Raw genomic sequence first — 16,481 nt, 5'->3', positions numbered from 1 at the left:
ACCGATAACGCGGGCAGCCGCAACCCCGTCCGACGAACGGATTCCGCGCTCGTCCCGCACCCCACTGACCCGGCCGAACTCAGCCGACGAACCGACATCTCGGACCGGCCCGCACCGATCGAAGACACCGCCACCGCGCACCGGCCTGGACCTACGCAGCAGACGATCATCGACGACGCCGCTCAGGAAGGGACACGGCCGCCACAGGCGAGTACCCCGCACCCTCGCGCGACCGTCCCGCCGATCAGCGGCCCGGAGAGATCCATCTCGGTTCCCCGAAGAGATACCGCACCTTCGCAGCCCGCCGACAGCTCGAGCAGCGCGCCTGCCCGACGGACCGACGCCTCCGCGGCCGCCCGGAGAAACGATCCCGCACACATCGAGCGGAGCAGCACCACACCACGCCCCGCAATCGCGGAGCGGACCGAGGCCACCGATGCTTCCGAGGCCCTTCGAATCGCCCGGGAGCTGTCGGCGCGGCACGGCTTGGAGCTCGTTGGATTCGATACGGCGGAGGTCGAGGTCCAGGTGGTCCGTGAGATCGCTTCCACCATCGATGAGCTGCTCACGAAATATCCGCTGCCGCTCCATGGGGTCGAACTGACCTACGACACGGCATCTCGTCCGAGGCCGGATCGCACGCCGACGGCGGAGCAGTCTGCCGAGTCCGCGATCTGGATCGTCCTGGACCGGGCCGTCCTGAATCCGCCGCGCGCGGCGCCGGTGGAAACGCGAAGGATATTTCGTAGGCGTGGGCCCGCCGAGCGGCCGGTGTATACGGCGGTCGTCCGCGAATTCGCGGGAGCATTGGACGTGGCGGGTGGGTTCCGGGCTCGGCAAGAAGCATTGCGGACGTTGATCAACGAGTCCCTGCGCGGCGGCGGGGGTGGTCTCGGCCTGCTGGATCCGGGCCGGGCCTTGGTCGACGGCTTCACCGAGGTGGTCCTGCGCGGAGAGCGGGCGGGTGCGTCGGCCAAGGAATTGCACGAGGCGCTGGTCAAGATGGCCCGAGCGGAGACCAGCGACGGCCTGTCGGCGTGACGCCGCCCGATCTAGACGTTCAATTCGACCGCGACCCGCTCCAGGCGACTCTCGGTGTAGGAAGCGATCTGGTCCACGACGACGCGCACGCGAGCGGTGTCGTCGGTCGCGGCGTTCCAGAACGGCAGCAACAGCGGATCGAGGCTGCGCGGGGCGGTGGCCAGCAATCGATCCGCCACGGCGAGGATGCGTTCGCGCTGCGCGGCCTGCCGTAACCGGTGCGCCGGGTCGGACATGACGTAGCGCAACGCCACGGTCTTCAGCAGCGCCACCTCGGCGGCGACGATGCGCGGGACCTGCAGGTCCGCGGCGTACCGGGATACCGGTTCCGGCCCGGCCACCTCCCTCGTCGCCATGATCGCCGCGGTGGCGAAACGGCCCACGAGCTCGCTGGTGAGGCGCTTGAGCGCGACCGAGGCGGTGAACGTGCCGTCGTATGCCGTCACCGCCGCGACCACCGGAAGTTCCGAGAGCCGTTGCGCGGCGGCGATCAATTCGTCGGCGGCCAGCGAATGCTGGAAGTGGCCGAGCGCCGCCAGCGCGTCCTGTTCGGCGGGGTCGGCCAGCGCGCGCAGATCGATCCGGCCCGCGATGACGCCGTCCTCGACGTCGTGCACCGAGTAGGCGACGTCGTCGGACCAGTCCATGATCTGGCATTCCAGGCTGCGGCGCCGGTCCGGCGCTCCCTTGCGGATCCACTCCAGGCGCTCGGTGTCGACCTCGTAGGCGCCGAACTTGGTGCCGGAACCGGTTCGGCCCCAGGGGTATTTGATCGCCGCGTCGAGTGCGGCACGGGTGAGGTTGAGGCCGGCGCTGGTGCCGTCGAGCTCGAGCACTTTCGGTTCGAGGCGGGTGAGGATGCGCAGATTCTGCGCATTGCCTTCGAACCCGCCGAACGCGTCGGCGAAGGTGTCGAGGGCCTTCTCCCCATTGTGGCCGTAGGGCGGATGGCCGATGTCATGGGCGAGACCGGCGAGGTCGACCAGGTCCGGATCGCAGCCGAGTCCGTCGGCGATGCTGCGGCCGATCTGGGCGACCTCGAGCGAATGGGTGAGCCGGGTACGCGGGGTGTCCGCCTCACGCGGGCCCATGACCTGTGTTTTGTCGGCCAGCCTGCGCAGCGCCGCGGAGTGCAGCACACGCGCCCGGTCGCGCGCGAATTCGGTCCGGTGGCCGATCTCGAACTCGTCGCGCGGAGGGCCGAGCCCGGCGGTCTTGGCGCGCTCGACGACGAGACGTTCGGTGTCGTGTTCGGTGTACCGTGCGCTCAAGGGTCTCACTGCCCCGCCGTGTAGGCGAAGTCCGCCGCGAAGTGGGTCAGCTGGTACCACAGCAGGGCGCCGGTCTCCCTGGCGATGCCGTGCGCCTGGGATTCGCGGGTGTAGACGGCGGGACCGGTTCTGGTCGGCGCGGTCCACGCCGACAGACCCTCGTCCCTGGCCATGGTGCGGGTGCGCAGCGAGTGCCAGGGATCGCTGACCAGCACCGCCGACGACATGTCCCGCGCCCGCATCGCCGTCGCCACCGCTTCGACGCTGCGCAGGGTGTCGGACCCGGTTTCGACGGCGAGGATCTTGTCGCCGGGCACGCCGCGCGCCTGCAGGTAGTTCTTGCCCGAGGCGGCTTCGGTGAACAGATCGCCCTCCTGCTTGCCGCCCACGGTGATCACGCGTGGCGCGACACCGGCCCGGAACAGTTTGTACGCCTGGTCCAGTCGCGCTTCGAACACCGAGGACGGGGTGCCGGAGTACTGCGCCGCGCCGAGCACGACGATCGCGTCGGCCTTCGTGTAGTCATCGATGCGCGCGACCTGCCACACGCGGAAAGCGGTCCCGCCGACCAGCACCGCGCCCATCACCACCGACCCGATGATCAGCCGCCGCGTCCAGCGCAACAACCCGGCGCCGAAGCCGTGTGGCCGGGCAGCGTCGGGAGCCGGAAGAGCCCGGGTGCGCATCGTTGGCAAATCCACTCCCCAAGTCTGCCAGGAGCGGCGTGCCCCCTGGACTGGTAACCGCCTGGGGCGGTTACCAGCCGCGGGCTCGCCAGTCCGGAAGGCTGGAGCGCTCGGCGCCGAGGGTGGTGTCGTCGCCGTGGCCGGGGTAGACGACGGTGTCGTCGGGATAGCGATCGAAGAGTTTGGCCGACACGTCGGTGAACAGGGAGGTGAAGTCCTCCGGGGAGGCGGTGCGCCCGACGCCGCCGGGAAAAAGCGAGTCTCCGGTGAACAGGTGGGTGCGTCCCGCCGCGTCGGTGAGCGCGAGGGTGATCGAGCCCGGTGTGTGGCCACGCAGGTGGATGACCTCGAAAACCAGATCGCCGATCGTGACGGTGTCGCCCTCGGCGAGCAGGCGGTCGGGGCGGACCGGCAGCGGGTCGGCGTCGAGCGGATGCGCCGCGGTGGGAGCGCCGGTGGCGGCGGTGGTCTCCCGCAGCGCCATCCAGTGGTCGCGGTGCTGATGGGTGGTGACGATCAGCTGGACCTGTCCCGGTGCCTCCTGTTCGACGAGTGCCGCGATGCGCGGCGCCTCGTTGGCCGCGTCGATGAGCAGGGTGGCGCCGGTGCCGGCGCACTGCACCAGGTAGCAGTTGTTGTCCATGCCGCCGACGGACATCTTGACGATGCGGGCGCCGGAGACATCGCGCTGTTGCGGGTTGGAATCCGGGGACACGTGGCCGCTGTAGGAGCGATCGATGGTGATCACGAAACGATGCTAGCGAGCTAGATTCGTGCCATGTCACTGCCGCCGCGGATCAGCCTCGTTCGCTTGCTCGCGACCAGCGTCCTGCTGACCGCGATCGCCCTGCTGGGCACTCCGGAGAGCGCGGCGGAACCGCCGTCGCGGATGAACACCTATGTGGAGGACTCGGCCGGCGCACTCGACCAAGAGCAGCTCGGCCAGGTCCGCGGGGCGGTGGACCAGCTCTACGCCGACCAGCAGATCCGATTGTGGGTGGCGTACGTGCGCGGCTTCGACGGGCTCGACCCGCAGGAGTGGGCGCAGCGCACCGCCGCCATGTCCGGGTTCGGCGGGCGCGACCTCCTGCTCGCGGTCGCCACCGAGGACCGCGCGTACTGGCTGGGCGGTGAACTGCCCGGCGGTGTCAGCGATTCCGAACTCGACAGCATCCTGATCAGCGAGGTCGAGCCCGCCTTGCGCGACGGGCGGTGGGCCGACGCCGGCGTCGCGACGGCCGACGGGCTGGACGCGGCCGTGCGCGGCGGTGGGGTGAGCGTCCGCGCTCTGCTCGTCCTCGCCCTGCTGGTCGTTCTGGTGGCGGGCGGCCTCCTCTGGTACGCGCGCAAACGTCGTCGCGACCGGGCGGAGGCCGAGTTGGCGGCCGCGAGGCAGCTGGATCCGGAGAACACGACGGCGCTGGCCGCGTTGCCGTTGGAAGCGCTGCACGCCCGCTCACGGGAGGCGCTGGTGGAGATCGACAACGCGATCCGCACCAGCGGTGAGGAACTCGAACTGGCCACCGGCGAGTTCGGCGACACCGCCACCACCCCCTTTCGCACCGCACTCGACAGGGCGAAAGCCGCCGCCGCCGAGGCGTTCGCGATCCGGCAGCGCCTCGACGACGCCATCCCGGAGACACCGGACGAACAGCGCTCGCTGCTGGTCGAGCTGATCGGCACGGTGGGCCGCGCCGACCGCGAACTCGACGCGCAGGTCGCCGAATTCGACGCCATGCGCGATCTGCTACTCGACGCCTCGGACCGGCTGGACGCACTCACCCGGGACATCGTCGACGTCACCGCCCGGACGCCCGGTTCGGAAGCCGAATTCGACCGGCTCGCCGCCACCCATCCCGCGGGTGTCCTCGCGCCGATCGCGGACAACGTACGGATGGCGCGCGAGCGCATCGCTTTCGCGGAGCGCAACATCGACGCGGGCCGGTCCGCGCTCGCCGAGCCGGTCGGCGAGCAAGGCGGCGCGGTGGCCGCCATTCGCTCCGCCGAAGCCGCGATCGGGCAGGCCCGCGCGCTGCTCGACGCGGTCGACAACGCGTCGAGCGCCATCCAGCAGGCCCGCGACAGCCTTCCGGGTGTGCTGGACGAGCTGCGCCGCGACCTCACCTCCGCCGCCGAACTCTCCGCCTACGGTGGGCCGGATCTGGCGCACGCCCACGCCGCGGCGGAGTCGACGCTGCGGAAGGCGACGTCCACGGCGGACACCGATCCGCTGAGCGCCTTCCACGACGCGGTCACCGCCGACGCCGATCTCGACCGCGCCCTCGCCGCCGCCACCGACCGCAAACTCGCCGTCGAGGATCTGCGGCGCAGACTCGACGGCGCACTCGGCGACGCTCGGGCGAGGATCGGTTCGGCCGCCGATTACGTCACCACTCGGCGCGGCGGCATCGACGCCGAAGCGCGCACCCGCCTCTCGGAAGCACAGCGCAACCTCGACGAGGCGCTGCGGCTGGGCGCGAACGATCCGGCCCAGGCACTGCGGCACGCGCAGGCGGCGGCGGATCTGGCCGGGCGCGCCCTGCGGGCGGCTCAGGCCAGCGTGCGGGCCTGGGAAGCACGGCAGGCGCCCTCCGGGGGCGCGCAGGCCGGGGCGGTGCTCGGCGGCATCCTGCTCGAAGGACTGCTGCGCGGGGCGGCCGGCGGCGGGCACTCCGGTGGCGGCTGGAGCCCCGGCTCGTTCGGTGGTTCGTCCGGCTCCCGGCGGATCGGCCGCGGCGGGAGATTCTGACCACGGCTCGACCCCGACGCCGTGTGGGTCATAGACCAGGACTCGTCATGTGGAGTGACCGAACCGGGCGGGCACGCCGGATCAGCGGGCGCCGACCGCCGCCAAGGCGGTCAACTCCGCCCGCACCGCCTCGGGCAGGCCCTCGGCGTGCGCGCCGCCGCCGAGCACGCCGACGGCCAGCTCCCCTGCGAAGGTGTAGGCGAGAAAGGTGACCGCGGCCGACGCGCCCGCGGACGGACGGGGATGCGCCGAGATGTAGACGATCTCGTAATCGGTGAACTCGAGACCGGCGGGCTTGCGGAACACCGGGACGACACCGGTGTTGGTCACCGCGACGTGCCCGGCCAACGAGTGAATCCTGGTCGCGCCGTAGTAATCCGGGAAGTGCAGCACGGACTGCTGCACGACGCCGTCGGACAGGTCGCGCGTCAGGCGGGCCGAAACGCGCTGTGCCAGGTCCAGCGGGTTGGCAGCGGGATCCACCTCCGCGGCGAAGGAAGCCAGACCGGCCATGTTGGTGCCCGCCGACGCGGCGACCGGCGGCTCCAGCCGGGTACGCAGGTCCACGGGGTACAGACAGCCCAAAGGTGCCGCGCCGCCGACTGTCTCCCGTGCGTAAGCGCGGAGCAAAGCGGCGGTGAGCAGGCCGTTCACCGTCACGCCGGTTCTGCGTCCGAGCTCGACGATCCGGGCGGTGGCCTCGCGGTTCAGCCGCACGCGCACCGGGCGGGCGAGCGTGCTCGGCGCGGACCGCGCGCTGTCCGGCGGCACCTCCCGCGCCTCCGGCGGAAGCGGCTCGGTCACGTCCTCGAAGCCGGACGTCGCGATCCTCGCGATGCCGCGCGCCGCGGCATACCACTCCAGTGATTGCGGAACACTCTGTGGCACAACGTCGATGGATTGCCGTTCGACGATGCCGGTATAGAAGTCCCAAAGTCGCGACAACAGCTCGACGCAGTGGCCCGCGTCGGCGACGCTGTGGTGCGCGAACAGCGTCACCCGCCACTCGTCCGCGCCCGAGCCGACGACATCCAGATAGGCCAGTTGCACCGCCGGATCCACCCCGGGAATATCGACCACCGCCACGTCACCCTCGCGCACGGAAACCGAGGGCGACACCGCCTCGTCCGGTGCGAGCAAATAGCCCTGTCCGGCAGCGTCTTCCGCGATTCTGCAGCCGATCACCGGATACCCGCGCCGCAGCGTCGCGAATGCCGCCCGCAGCGCTGTCACGTCGAGCGCTCCTCGCACCGACACCGACCGGCCCGTATAGGTGCCATGCCGCACGAACCGCTGTTCCGACGGCGCCAGCACCCGAACCACAGAATCCTCATCCCACAACACATCGCAAGGGTGCGGCACCACCGGCACGGGTGCAAACCGACCGGGCGGACGGATGCGGAAGACTGCCGGTATGAGTCTCGCGGCGCGTTTGGAGATCCTCGGCCTGCCCTCGGTGGAGGAACAGCTCACCCATCCCACCGTGGTGGGCATCGCCGAGGGCACCCTCCCCGAACCGGTCTTCCGGTCCTGGCTGGAGCAGGATTACCTGTTCCTGCTCGACTACGTGCGGGTGTTCGCCCGCCTCGCATGGCAAGCTCCACCGGCGCATCTGGGCGACCTGGTCGACCTGGCGCACGCCACCTACCACGAGGAACTGTCGCTGCACCGCTCGCTGGCCGCCGAATTCGGCGCGGATCTCGACGGGGCCACCAAAGGCGCGCCGTGCGCGGCGTACACGACGTTTCTCCTGGACTCCGCCGCGTCCTACGGCGAGGGGCTGGCCGCCCTCTATCCGTGCATGTGGGGGTACTCCACGCTGGGCGCGCGACTGGCACAGCGCCCGCCCGCCGAACCGCGCTACCGCCGCTGGGTCGATACCTACGCCGACCCGGGCTTCGCCGCCCTCACCCGCCGCTGCGCGCAGATGATCGATGAATCCGGCGCCGACCCGGCACGCGCGGAAGAACTGTTCCGCGAGGGGCTGCGGCACGAACTGGCGTTCTGGGACGTTCCGCTGAATCCATCCGGCACGGACGGTAGTCCGCCCGAGTGACCTACGCTGACAGCGTGAGTCAGGACCACGTGCGGGCATCCGACGCCGATCGGGACAAGATCGTCGATCGATTGCGTCAAGCGATGAACGAGGGCAGGTTGTCGCTGCCCGAATTCGACGAACGGCTGCAACAGGTGTATGCCGCCAGGACCTATGGCGAACTGACGCCGTTGCTGTCCGACCTTCCCGCACAACGGGAATCGCAGCCGGCGCGCGCGACAGGTATCCCCCAGTGGATCACGATCATGTGGACGCCGTGGGTGTTCGTCAACGCGCTGTGCGTGGCGATCTATCTGGCCACCGGTGCGGGCTACTTCTGGCCGTTCTGGGTAGCGGTGCCCTGGGGACTCGCGCTGCTGATCCCCACCACGATCGGCATGATCAACCGCAAGAAGAGCTGCTGAACGCGAGCGCCCCGTGGCCGATCACGACCACGGGGCGCCGCGGTGGACTCAGGCGCCGATCAGGTGCTGGGCCAGGTAGCCCTCCACCTTGTCCAGCGCGATGCGCTCCTGGGTCATCGTGTCGCGCTCACGGATGGTCACCGCCTGGTCCTCGAGCGTCTCGAAGTCGACGGTGATGCAGAACGGCGTGCCGATCTCGTCCTGGCGGCGGTAGCGGCGGCCGATCGCGCCCGCGTCGTCGAACTCGACGTTCCAGTTCTTGCGCAATTGCGCGGCCAGATCTTTTGCCTTCGGCGTGAGATCGGCGTTGCGCGACAGCGGAAGCACGGCCGCCTTCACCGGCGCGAGACGGCGATCCAGGCGCAGCACCGTGCGGGTGTCCACCCCGCCCTTGGCGTTGGGCGCCTCGTCCTCGGCGTAGGCGTCCACCAGGAAGGCCATCAGCGAGCGGGTGAGTCCCGCCGCGGGCTCGATGACGTACGGGACGTAGCGCTCGTTGGTGGTCTGGTCGAAGAAGCTCAGCTCCGTGCCGGAGTGCTCGGAATGCGTCTTCAGGTCGAAGTCGGTGCGGTTGGCGATGCCCTCCAGCTCACCCCACTCGTTGCCCTGGAAGCCGAAGCGGTACTCGATGTCGGTGGTGCCCGCCGAGTAGTGCGAGAGCTTGTCCTTCGGGTGCTCGAACAGCCGCAGGTTCTCCGCGGTGATGCCGAGGTCGGTGTACCAGGAGAACCGCGTCTCGATCCAGTACTTGTGCCACTCCACGTCCTCGCCCGGCTTGACGAAGTACTCCATCTCCATCTGCTCGAACTCGCGGGTGCGGAAGATGAAGTTGCCCGGCGTGATCTCGTTGCGGAAGCTCTTGCCGATCTGCGCGATGCCGAACGGCGGCTTCTTGCGCGCGGTCGTCATCACGTTGGCGAAGTTCACGAAGATGCCCTGGGCGGTCTCCGGCCGCAGGTAGTGCAGACCCTCCTCGGACTCGATCGGGCCGAGGTAGGTCTTGAGCATCATGTTGAAGTCGCGCGGCTCGGTCCAGCGGCCGACGGTGCCGCAGTTGGGGCACGCGATGAGTTCCATCGAGACCGTGTCCGGGTCATCGATCTTGTTCTTCAGCGCGTACGCCTCCTGCAGGTGGTCCTGCCGGAAGCGGTGGTGACAGTTCAGGCACTCCACCAGCGGGTCGTTGAACACGCCCACGTGACCGGAGGCGACCCACACCTGACGGGGCAGGATCACCGAGGAGTCGAGACCGACGACGTCCTCGCGGGCGGTGACCATGGCGCGCCACCACTGCTTCTTGATGTTCTCCTTGAGCTCGACGCCCAGCGGTCCGTAGTCCCATGCCGACTTGGTGCCTCCGTAGATCTCACCGCACGGGTACACCAGACCCCGGCGCTTGGCGAGGTTGGCAACGGTGTCCACCTTCGACTTGGGTGCCACGCGAGAATTCTCCATCCACTGCGAGTCGGATTTCGGCATTGCCTCGACACGATAGTTTTGTGTCGATGCTGCGATTGTGCCCAGCCTATCGGCAGGCCCCGTGGCGGTTTCAACCGCACGGTTCGGCGCGCCCGTTTGACATGCGCACCTGTGCATACGCAAACTGGTAATGCTTTCCATTAAGGAGTTGGTGACATGACCGCCGAGACCGCCGCGGCACCGCCGCACAATCCGTATCGGTCACCCGGCCCGGCGCCGGTACCCGCGCGATCCGTGCTGGAGGACGCGGGTGAGCTGTTGCGGGCGCTGGCAGCGCCGGTTCGGATTGCTATCGTGCTGCAGTTGCGCGAGTCACCGCGGTGTGTGCACGAATTGGTCGACGCGCTCGGTGTCACGCAACCGCTGGTCAGTCAGCATCTGCGTATCCTCAAGGCCGCCGGTGTCGTGCACGGTGAGCGTTCGGGTCGCGAGGTGCTCTACGAACTCGTCGACGACCATCTGGCGCACATCGTCGTCGACGCCGTCGCGCACGCCGAGGAAGGGTGATTCGTGCCAGACAACACGACCGTTCCACAGAAACCGGTCGGTATCCGCAGCACCAGGCAGCGCAGCGCCATCGCCGCGCTGCTCGGTGATATCGAAGAGTTCCGCTCCGCCCAGGATCTCCACGACGAGCTGCGCAAGCGCGGCGAGGGCATCGGGCTGACCACGGTCTACCGGACGCTGCAGTCGCTGGCCGACGCGGGCATGGTCGACGTGCTGCGCACCGACTCCGGCGAGTCGGTCTACCGCCAGTGCTCCACCGGCCATCATCACCACCTGGTGTGCCGGCATTGCGGCCGCACCGTGGAGGTGGAAGGCCCCACGGTGGAGGCATGGGCCGAGGCGATCGCGAGCGAGCACGGCTTCAGCGAGATCAGCCACACCCTCGAAGTGTTCGGCACCTGCACGACATGCGGGACGGCGCGCCGACGGGACGGGTGATCGGCCCGCTTCCCGGCGTGTCCGGTTAACGCGGCCTCCGACAGCGGAGATTCACCGGCGAGATCCTCGAACGCCCCGGCCCACCCGGGCTCGATACGCCAGGATCCGCCATCTGCTGGGGAGGCAGCGTGTCAACGACCATCGACTCTTCCGTACGCCCGGTGCGCCGCCGGGCGGTGACCGTCGCCGGGGCCGCGCTCGTCGCGGTCTCGGCGATGTTCCTCTCGGCGTGCGAGGCGAAGGACGGCACCCCGGTGGCCGTCTCGCCGACCCCCATCCCCACAACCGCGGTCCGGCCGGGCGCGGACAACGGGCAGTCGACCGTCCGCATCGTCGGCAAGACCGGCTGGTACGACGGATTCGACATCACCGTGGACAAGGCGACCGTCGTGCCGGATGAATACGGCGGCGCCAAGGTGCGCATCGACATCACTTACAAGAACACCACTCTCGACGACCACACGCTGAGCATCACGCCGTCACTGCTGATCGGCAGAGAAGTGGACGGCGGGGCGATCTTCGACAGCCCGGCGGTGCCCGGCAACGGCTCGGCCACGGGCACCGCGACCACGTCCCTCCAGTCGGCGAAGGACGCCGAGCACCTCATCGACACGATGACCATCGTGTACGGCCAGGCCGCGGACAATCAGACCAAGATCCCGCTCGCCGCGGCGGGCAAGGTGGACAGCGTCCAGCCGAAGACATTGCCGATCACCGGCACGCTGGTGCAGGACCAGACGACCATCCAGGTCACCGGCGCAAAGATCAGCCCGAGCTACACCGAGAACGAGAACGGCAAATACGATCTGGCGCTGCGCATCAAGATCGTCGGCGGAGCCGGGGTCCCCGCGGGCGGGACCAACATCTACTACGACTACTTCACCGTCCGCACCCCGGACGGCCGGACCGTGGCCGCCGACATCCGCGGCCCGATCAACGAGTTGCTCAACGCGAACGAGACCATCGACAACCCGAACAATCACGTCGTCTTCGTGGTGCCCTCCCCCGGCGCAGGCCCCTATACGGTGACGTACAACGCTCACCGGCAAGAGGGCGCGGCCACCGCGCCCACGCTGTCGTTCACCGTGGGCTGACCCGGCCGTCCGCGGCTTTCCGGCGGAGCTTCGCCGAGCCCTCGGAGGAACTTCGAGGTGCAGTACGGCAGCTGAACCGGGACCAAGCGCCCGAGCCAGGTGGGTTCACTTGCCGAAGGGTTGCCCTTGTGCGTGAGAGGCGATGGGGACAACGACGTGTCACGTGCGACGCCGCAGTGAAAACACCTCGGGACGGACCCGCAAGCCGCTACGGTCCGAATTGGGACCGGGCGCCCACCCCCTGCGGGTGCCCACCCACCCGGGGGGTGGACACTCTCCACCCCCCGGGGCCCATAGGGACTCCGGCCGAACGCGGCCGTTCGGCCGAGGACGTCGGATATCGGTCACGTGTTCCGTACCGAGAAGGGCCGTTCATCGCGGAACGACCCTTGCCGGCGCTTCGATTCAGCCGACCGGAACCGCGGCCCGCGCCGATGCCGGCGTCTCGGCGCGGCGATCCCGCAGTGCGGCCGCTCCGAGCAGTGCGAGCGCCAGCGCGCTCCAGACCAGCAGCACCACCAGCGGTCCGGCCGCGGCGGCGCCGTCGAAGAACGCGACCGAACGCAGCAGCGACGCGGCGGCGCCCGGCGGCAGCAACTGCCCGACGGCGCCCCAGGGCTGCGGCAACAGCTCCGGGGCGGACGTAGCCGCCGAAAACGGATTGCCGATCAGCAGCATGGTGAGCGCGGCGATACCGATACCGGCTCGTCCGAGCACCGAGGCGAGGCCGACGACCGCACCGGCGACCGCGAACGACACCAGACCCGCGACCGCCGCGAGCACCGGGTACGACCCGGGCACCACCGACAACCAGCCCTGGATGATCGCCATCCCGAGCAGTCCGCCTGCCACGCCGAAAGTGGCCAGCCCGATCACCTTGCCTCCGATCCCCGGGATCAGCAAAGCCAGCAGCACTCCCGCGGCGATGCCGGACATCACCAGCGGCAACACCATCGCACCGAACGCGGCGCCACGCGGATCATCCGAATCGGCGGCGACCACGTCCTCGACCCGGGCGGCGGGGGCGCCGGAGAGCTGCTGCCCGATCTGGGTGAGTTGCTGTGCGACAGCGGGACTCGCGCCGGAGGCGACCAGCACACGCGGCGGCCCGTCACCGGTGACGATCGCCCCGTAGACCTCCCGGTCCTCGATCGCGGCGCGAGCGGCGGCCTCGTCCGCCGGCGTGCTGATCTCGAAGGCGCCCGGACTGTGCTCGGCGAGCTTGCCCGTGACCAGCGCGGCCTGTGGACCGGTGACCGCCAGCGGCAAGTCACGAGGCGCGATATTCGCGGCAGGCCAGGCGAAAGCGATCAGCATCAGCGCTTGGAGCAGGGCGGCGCCGATGCCGAGCGCGAATGCCCGCTGCGTGGTGTTCATGACCATCTCCTAAAAAGCGAATGTTCGTTCTTTTAGTTGGCCTTACGGTCGCATGAGGCCGGAAAGTTGTCAAGAACGGATATTCGTTTTATTTTGAGGCTATGCCCCGAGTCAGCGAAGAGCACATGGAACGCCGCAGGCAGCAGATCCTGGACGCCGCACGGCTCTGCTTCGCCCGCAAGGGGTTCTACGAGACATCCATGCAGGATGTGTTCGCGCAATCGGGGCTCTCGGCAGGCGCGGTATACCGGTACTTCAAGAGCAAGGACGAGCTGATCACGGCGCTCGCCACGGAGACTACGGTGTCACTGCGCGTGGCCATGGCAGAGGCGATCGGCCGCGACCCACTACCCACCCCCGCCGAAGTGATCACGATGATCGCCGAGGAAGTCGTACGGCGCAGCGGACCCGACGGACCGGTGCGACTGGCGCCGCAAGCCTGGGCGCTGGCCCTGGTGCATCCCGAGGCGGCGGTGATGGTGCGCGAGACGATGCTCGCGATGCGCGCACTCTGGGTGACCTACGCCGAGCGCATGCGCGACGAGGGCTGGCTACCCGACGATGCCGACATCGACGCCGTCGCCAAAGCGATCATCGGACTGCTGCCGGGGTTCATCCTCCAGCACCTCATCCTCGACGACCTCGACCCGCAGACGCTGGCGCGGGGCGTGCGCACCCTGCTGCCCTACGGCGAAACCACCCGCCCGAACGCCGGCTGACCCGCGCGACCGGCCGACACAGCGGCCGAAGGACCGCCCCGCGTACGGCTCGGCCCCGCGTAATCGCGGCCGGTCCTTCCGATCGCCGAGGACCCCGGCACGACTGGTGTCATGCCCTCCTCAGGGCAGCAGCCCCTGCCTGGCTCGGCCGGCGTTGGACAACACGAGCAGCAGCATGGTGGTGAGGGCCTGATCGTCCAGGCCCGCGGCGGGGAAGGTGTAACGCAGGATGACATCGGCGAGACCACCGCGGGCGATCACGGTGAGCGAACCGAATTGCAGCGCGTTGTTGCGTTCGGCGACGCGCTTGTGCAGCTGCGCCTTCAGCGGGCGGTCCCAGGCCAGCACACAGGTGAGACTCAGCACGTCCAAGCCGGGCGCCAGGGTCACCGCACGCAGCGACGACAGTGCGCCCTCGTACTCGAATCCCAGCGAACCCTCGGCGTCGACGCGCACGTCGATGCCGTAGCTCGACAAGCATGCCCCGGCCCGCGCCTGGAGTTCCCGATCCGGAGCCACCGCTGCGTCCATGTCCGTACCGCCGTTCACTTGGTGCCGCCGAAACGGCGGTCCCGCGAAGCGTACTGGAGGCACGCCTCCCACAGGTTGCGCCGATCGAAGTCGGGGAAAAGCGTGTCCTGGTAGACGAATTCGGCGTAGGCCGACTGCCAGATGAGGAAGTTGGAGCTGCGGAACTCGCCCGACGGGCGCAGGAACAGGTCCACGTCCGGCATGTCGGGCTCATCGAGATATCTCGCCACCGTCGCCTCGGTGACCTTCTCCGGATCGATCTCGCCCGCCGCCACCCGGCGCGCGATCTCCCTTGCCGCATCGGCGATTTCGGCGCGGCCACCGTAGTTGACGCACATCGTCAGCGTCATCACCGTGTTCTTCTCGGTGAGTTCCTCGGCGATCTCCAGCTCCTTGATCACGCTGCGCCACAGACGCGGCCGCCGCCCGGCCCAGCGCACCCGCACGCCCATCTCGTGCATCTCGTCCCGGCGCCTGCGGATCACATCGCGGTTGAAGCCCATGAGGAAGCGCACCTCCTCGGGGCTGCGCCGCCAGTTCTCGGTGGAGAACGCGTAGGCCGACAACCACTTGACGCCGATCTCGATACAGCCCTCGACGGTGTCCATCAGCACCGCCTCGCCGCGCTCGTGCCCGGCGGTGCGCGGCAGCCCGCGCTCCTGGGCCCAGCGGCCGTTGCCGTCCATGACGAGCGCGACATGCTTGGGCACCAGATCCGGCGGCAGCTGCGGCGGCCGAGCTCCCGACGGATGCGGCGCGGGCGGGCGGACGGCGCCCGCGTGCTCGGGCGCGGTCGCGGTGGCGGAATCTCGGCGGAGGATCACGGCCTCCATCCTGCCTGATCGCTTCCGCCGCCCCTACTGCCACGTTGGTTCCTGCTGAATTCCACGGTTCCACCGGCGGTGGTGACTTATTCTTTTCCCTATCGTGATACTGGGGAGGGGTTTCTCGAACGTGACCGATTTACCAGGCACCGCGACCGCGGCGGGTTTCCGGGCCACTCGTGAACTGCTCGGCCTTCCGGTCCCGTGGTGTGCGCGGTTCTTCGCGGTCGCGGAACGCACTGTGGAGCGGTGGGAGAAGGGGGCCTTCCAGATCCCCGACATCGTCGCCCGTGAACTCGCCTCCATCGCCGACGAGACCGACCAGGTGGTCGAGGCCATGGTCGACGCCATCGATGCCGGGGAGATCTCGCCTCGTTTGCACACCTACCGAACCAACGACGACTACTGCAAGCACGAGCCGGACACCCGCTACCCGGCCACCTGGCATCGCGCCGTATGCGCCCGCGTCATGATCGAGCTGCCCCAGGTAGAGCTTCAATTCGTGGAGTAGACGGCGCTTTGGACCGCTCGATCAACGGCAGGGTGCGCAGCTGACGTTCCAGATGCCATTGCAAGTGCGCCGCGACCAGGCCGCTGGCCTGCCGCCGCACCGTCTCGGGCGTCGCCTCGACCTGCTCCCACTCTCCGCGCAACAACGCGACCAGCAGGTCGAGCACTCCGGGCGCGGGCGTCGCCGCACCCGGCGGACGGCAGTGCACACACACCGCGCCTCCGGCCGCGACATGGAAAGCGCGATGCGGACCCGGTGTCGCGCACTTCGCGCATTCGTCCAGTGCGGGCGCCCAGCCCGCGAAACCCATGGCGCGCAACAAGAACGCGTCCAGGATCAGTTCGTGCGGCCGCTGTTTGGCCGCGATGGCGCGCAAGGCGCTCGCGGTGAGCGCGTGCAGCCGGGGCGCGGGGGCGCGCTCCTCGCCTGCCAGACGCTCGGCGGTCTCCAGCACGGCGCACGCGGTGGTGTAGCGCCCGTAGTCATCGATGATGTCGGCGGCGAACGCCTCCATCGTGTGCACCTGGGTGACGGTGTCCAACGTGCGCCCGGGGTGCAACTGCACGTCGATATAGGAAAACGGCTCCAACCGGGCCCCGAACCTCGACTTGGTCCGCCGCACCCCCTTGGCGACCGCGCGCACCAGGCCGTACTGCCGCGTGAGCAGCGTGACGATGCGGTCCGCCTCCCCCAGCTTGTGCTGGCGCACCACAACCGCCTCGTCCCGATACAAACGCACGTGCTGAGTCTAATTGCAGCGCCTTCGGCGCTGGGTGTTCGCGGCCCCTTTGTGG

The 16,481-nt window shown here is 69.2% G+C and carries 18 protein-coding genes; 9 read left to right on the top strand and 9 right to left on the bottom strand.

Features of this window, described 5'->3' with window-relative positions:
• The first annotated feature begins 486 nt into the window (after positions 1-486).
• Positions 487-1,041 (top strand): hypothetical protein, encoded by a 555-nt coding sequence (locus ACFU5M_RS04305; protein WP_379043476.1) that lies wholly within the window; start codon positions 487-489, stop codon positions 1,039-1,041.
• 11 nt (positions 1,042-1,052) lie between these two features.
• On the opposite strand, the gene ACFU5M_RS04300 is transcribed toward ACFU5M_RS04305, so the two are convergent.
• The 3 genes from ACFU5M_RS04300 to ACFU5M_RS04290 all read right to left on the bottom strand — a co-directional run bounded on the left by ACFU5M_RS04300 (position 1,053) and on the right by ACFU5M_RS04290 (position 3,746).
• Positions 1,053-2,312 (bottom strand): deoxyguanosinetriphosphate triphosphohydrolase, encoded by a 1,260-nt coding sequence (locus tag ACFU5M_RS04300; protein WP_379043473.1) that lies wholly within the window; start codon positions 2,310-2,312, stop codon positions 1,053-1,055.
• A 5-nt stretch (positions 2,313-2,317) separates the two neighbouring features.
• Positions 2,318-2,998 (bottom strand): YdcF family protein, encoded by a 681-nt coding sequence (locus ACFU5M_RS04295; RefSeq protein ID WP_379043764.1) that lies wholly within the window; start codon positions 2,996-2,998, stop codon positions 2,318-2,320.
• A gap of 70 nt (positions 2,999-3,068) precedes the next feature.
• Positions 3,069-3,746, bottom strand: a complete 678-nt coding sequence (locus tag ACFU5M_RS04290; protein WP_379043470.1) for an MBL fold metallo-hydrolase — start codon at positions 3,744-3,746, stop codon at positions 3,069-3,071.
• A gap of 30 nt (positions 3,747-3,776) precedes the next feature.
• On the opposite strand from ACFU5M_RS04290, the gene ACFU5M_RS04285 reads away from it, so the two are divergent.
• On the top strand, positions 3,777-5,747 hold the full coding sequence (locus ACFU5M_RS04285) for a TPM domain-containing protein (protein WP_379043467.1): 1,971 nt from the start codon (positions 3,777-3,779) through the stop codon (positions 5,745-5,747).
• Positions 5,748-5,828: 81 nt separating this feature from the next.
• Here the strand turns inward: ACFU5M_RS04285 and ACFU5M_RS04280 are convergent, their stop codons facing one another.
• Entirely contained in the window at positions 5,829-7,070 is a 1,242-nt protein-coding gene (locus ACFU5M_RS04280) for an acyltransferase (RefSeq protein WP_379043464.1), read from the bottom strand.
• Between the two features lie 91 nt (positions 7,071-7,161).
• Here ACFU5M_RS04280 and ACFU5M_RS04275 point away from each other — a divergent pair, with 91 nt between their 5' ends.
• Positions 7,162-7,803, top strand: a complete 642-nt coding sequence (locus tag ACFU5M_RS04275) for a TenA family protein (protein ID WP_379043461.1) — start codon at positions 7,162-7,164, stop codon at positions 7,801-7,803.
• Positions 7,804-7,817: 14 nt separating this feature from the next.
• Positions 7,818-8,207 carry a DUF1707 domain-containing protein gene (locus ACFU5M_RS04270; RefSeq protein WP_379043458.1) on the top strand — a complete coding sequence of 130 codons (390 nt, stop codon included), beginning with the start codon at positions 7,818-7,820 and terminating at the stop codon, positions 8,205-8,207.
• A 48-nt stretch (positions 8,208-8,255) separates the two neighbouring features.
• Here ACFU5M_RS04270 and ACFU5M_RS04265 read toward each other — a convergent pair whose 3' ends face one another.
• Complete coding sequence (locus ACFU5M_RS04265; protein ID WP_379043455.1) at positions 8,256-9,647, bottom strand: glycine--tRNA ligase; 1,392 nt, start codon at positions 9,645-9,647, stop codon at positions 8,256-8,258.
• 195 nt (positions 9,648-9,842) lie between these two features.
• On the opposite strand from ACFU5M_RS04265, the gene ACFU5M_RS04260 reads away from it, so the two are divergent.
• The 3 genes from ACFU5M_RS04260 (at position 9,843) to ACFU5M_RS04250 (ending at position 11,725) form a co-directional block, all read left to right on the top strand.
• On the top strand, positions 9,843-10,193 hold the full coding sequence (locus ACFU5M_RS04260; RefSeq protein WP_379043452.1) for an ArsR/SmtB family transcription factor: 351 nt from the start codon (positions 9,843-9,845) through the stop codon (positions 10,191-10,193).
• Positions 10,194-10,196: 3 nt separating this feature from the next.
• The gene (locus tag ACFU5M_RS04255; protein ID WP_379043449.1) at positions 10,197-10,631 is read left to right on the top strand and encodes a Fur family transcriptional regulator; all 435 of its coding nucleotides are present in this window, start codon (positions 10,197-10,199) and stop codon (positions 10,629-10,631) included.
• Between the two features lie 128 nt (positions 10,632-10,759).
• The gene (locus ACFU5M_RS04250) at positions 10,760-11,725 is read left to right on the top strand and encodes a hypothetical protein (RefSeq protein ID WP_379043446.1); all 966 of its coding nucleotides are present in this window, start codon (positions 10,760-10,762) and stop codon (positions 11,723-11,725) included.
• A gap of 405 nt (positions 11,726-12,130) precedes the next feature.
• On the opposite strand, the gene ACFU5M_RS04245 is transcribed toward ACFU5M_RS04250, so the two are convergent.
• Positions 12,131-13,102 (bottom strand): hypothetical protein, encoded by a 972-nt coding sequence (locus tag ACFU5M_RS04245; RefSeq protein ID WP_379043444.1) that lies wholly within the window; start codon positions 13,100-13,102, stop codon positions 12,131-12,133.
• A 101-nt stretch (positions 13,103-13,203) separates the two neighbouring features.
• Here ACFU5M_RS04245 and ACFU5M_RS04240 point away from each other — a divergent pair, with 101 nt between their 5' ends.
• The gene (locus ACFU5M_RS04240) at positions 13,204-13,821 is read left to right on the top strand and encodes a TetR/AcrR family transcriptional regulator (protein ID WP_379043442.1); all 618 of its coding nucleotides are present in this window, start codon (positions 13,204-13,206) and stop codon (positions 13,819-13,821) included.
• A 120-nt stretch (positions 13,822-13,941) separates the two neighbouring features.
• Here the strand turns inward: ACFU5M_RS04240 and ACFU5M_RS04235 are convergent, their stop codons facing one another.
• On the bottom strand, positions 13,942-14,352 hold the full coding sequence (locus tag ACFU5M_RS04235; RefSeq protein ID WP_379043439.1) for a YbjN domain-containing protein: 411 nt from the start codon (positions 14,350-14,352) through the stop codon (positions 13,942-13,944).
• A gap of 14 nt (positions 14,353-14,366) precedes the next feature.
• Positions 14,367-15,185, bottom strand: coding sequence for an isoprenyl transferase (locus ACFU5M_RS04230; RefSeq protein ID WP_379043437.1), 819 nt, complete (start codon positions 15,183-15,185; stop codon positions 14,367-14,369).
• 121 nt (positions 15,186-15,306) lie between these two features.
• Here ACFU5M_RS04230 and ACFU5M_RS04225 point away from each other — a divergent pair, with 121 nt between their 5' ends.
• Positions 15,307-15,687, top strand: a complete 381-nt coding sequence (locus tag ACFU5M_RS04225) for a DUF1870 family protein (protein WP_051174996.1) — start codon at positions 15,307-15,309, stop codon at positions 15,685-15,687.
• On the opposite strand, the gene recO is transcribed toward ACFU5M_RS04225, so the two are convergent.
• Positions 15,644-16,426 (bottom strand): DNA repair protein RecO, encoded by a 783-nt coding sequence (recO, locus tag ACFU5M_RS04220; protein WP_379043433.1) that lies wholly within the window; start codon positions 16,424-16,426, stop codon positions 15,644-15,646. The genes ACFU5M_RS04225 and recO overlap by 44 nt on opposite strands.
• Positions 16,427-16,481 lie beyond the last annotated feature (55 nt).

Source organism: Nocardia sp. NPDC057455, from assembly GCF_042802775.1.
Taxonomy (GTDB): domain Bacteria; phylum Actinomycetota; class Actinomycetes; order Mycobacteriales; family Mycobacteriaceae; genus Nocardia.
Note: the sequence above shows the minus strand (reverse complement) of the source record. Positions and strands in the feature narration are given on the sequence as shown.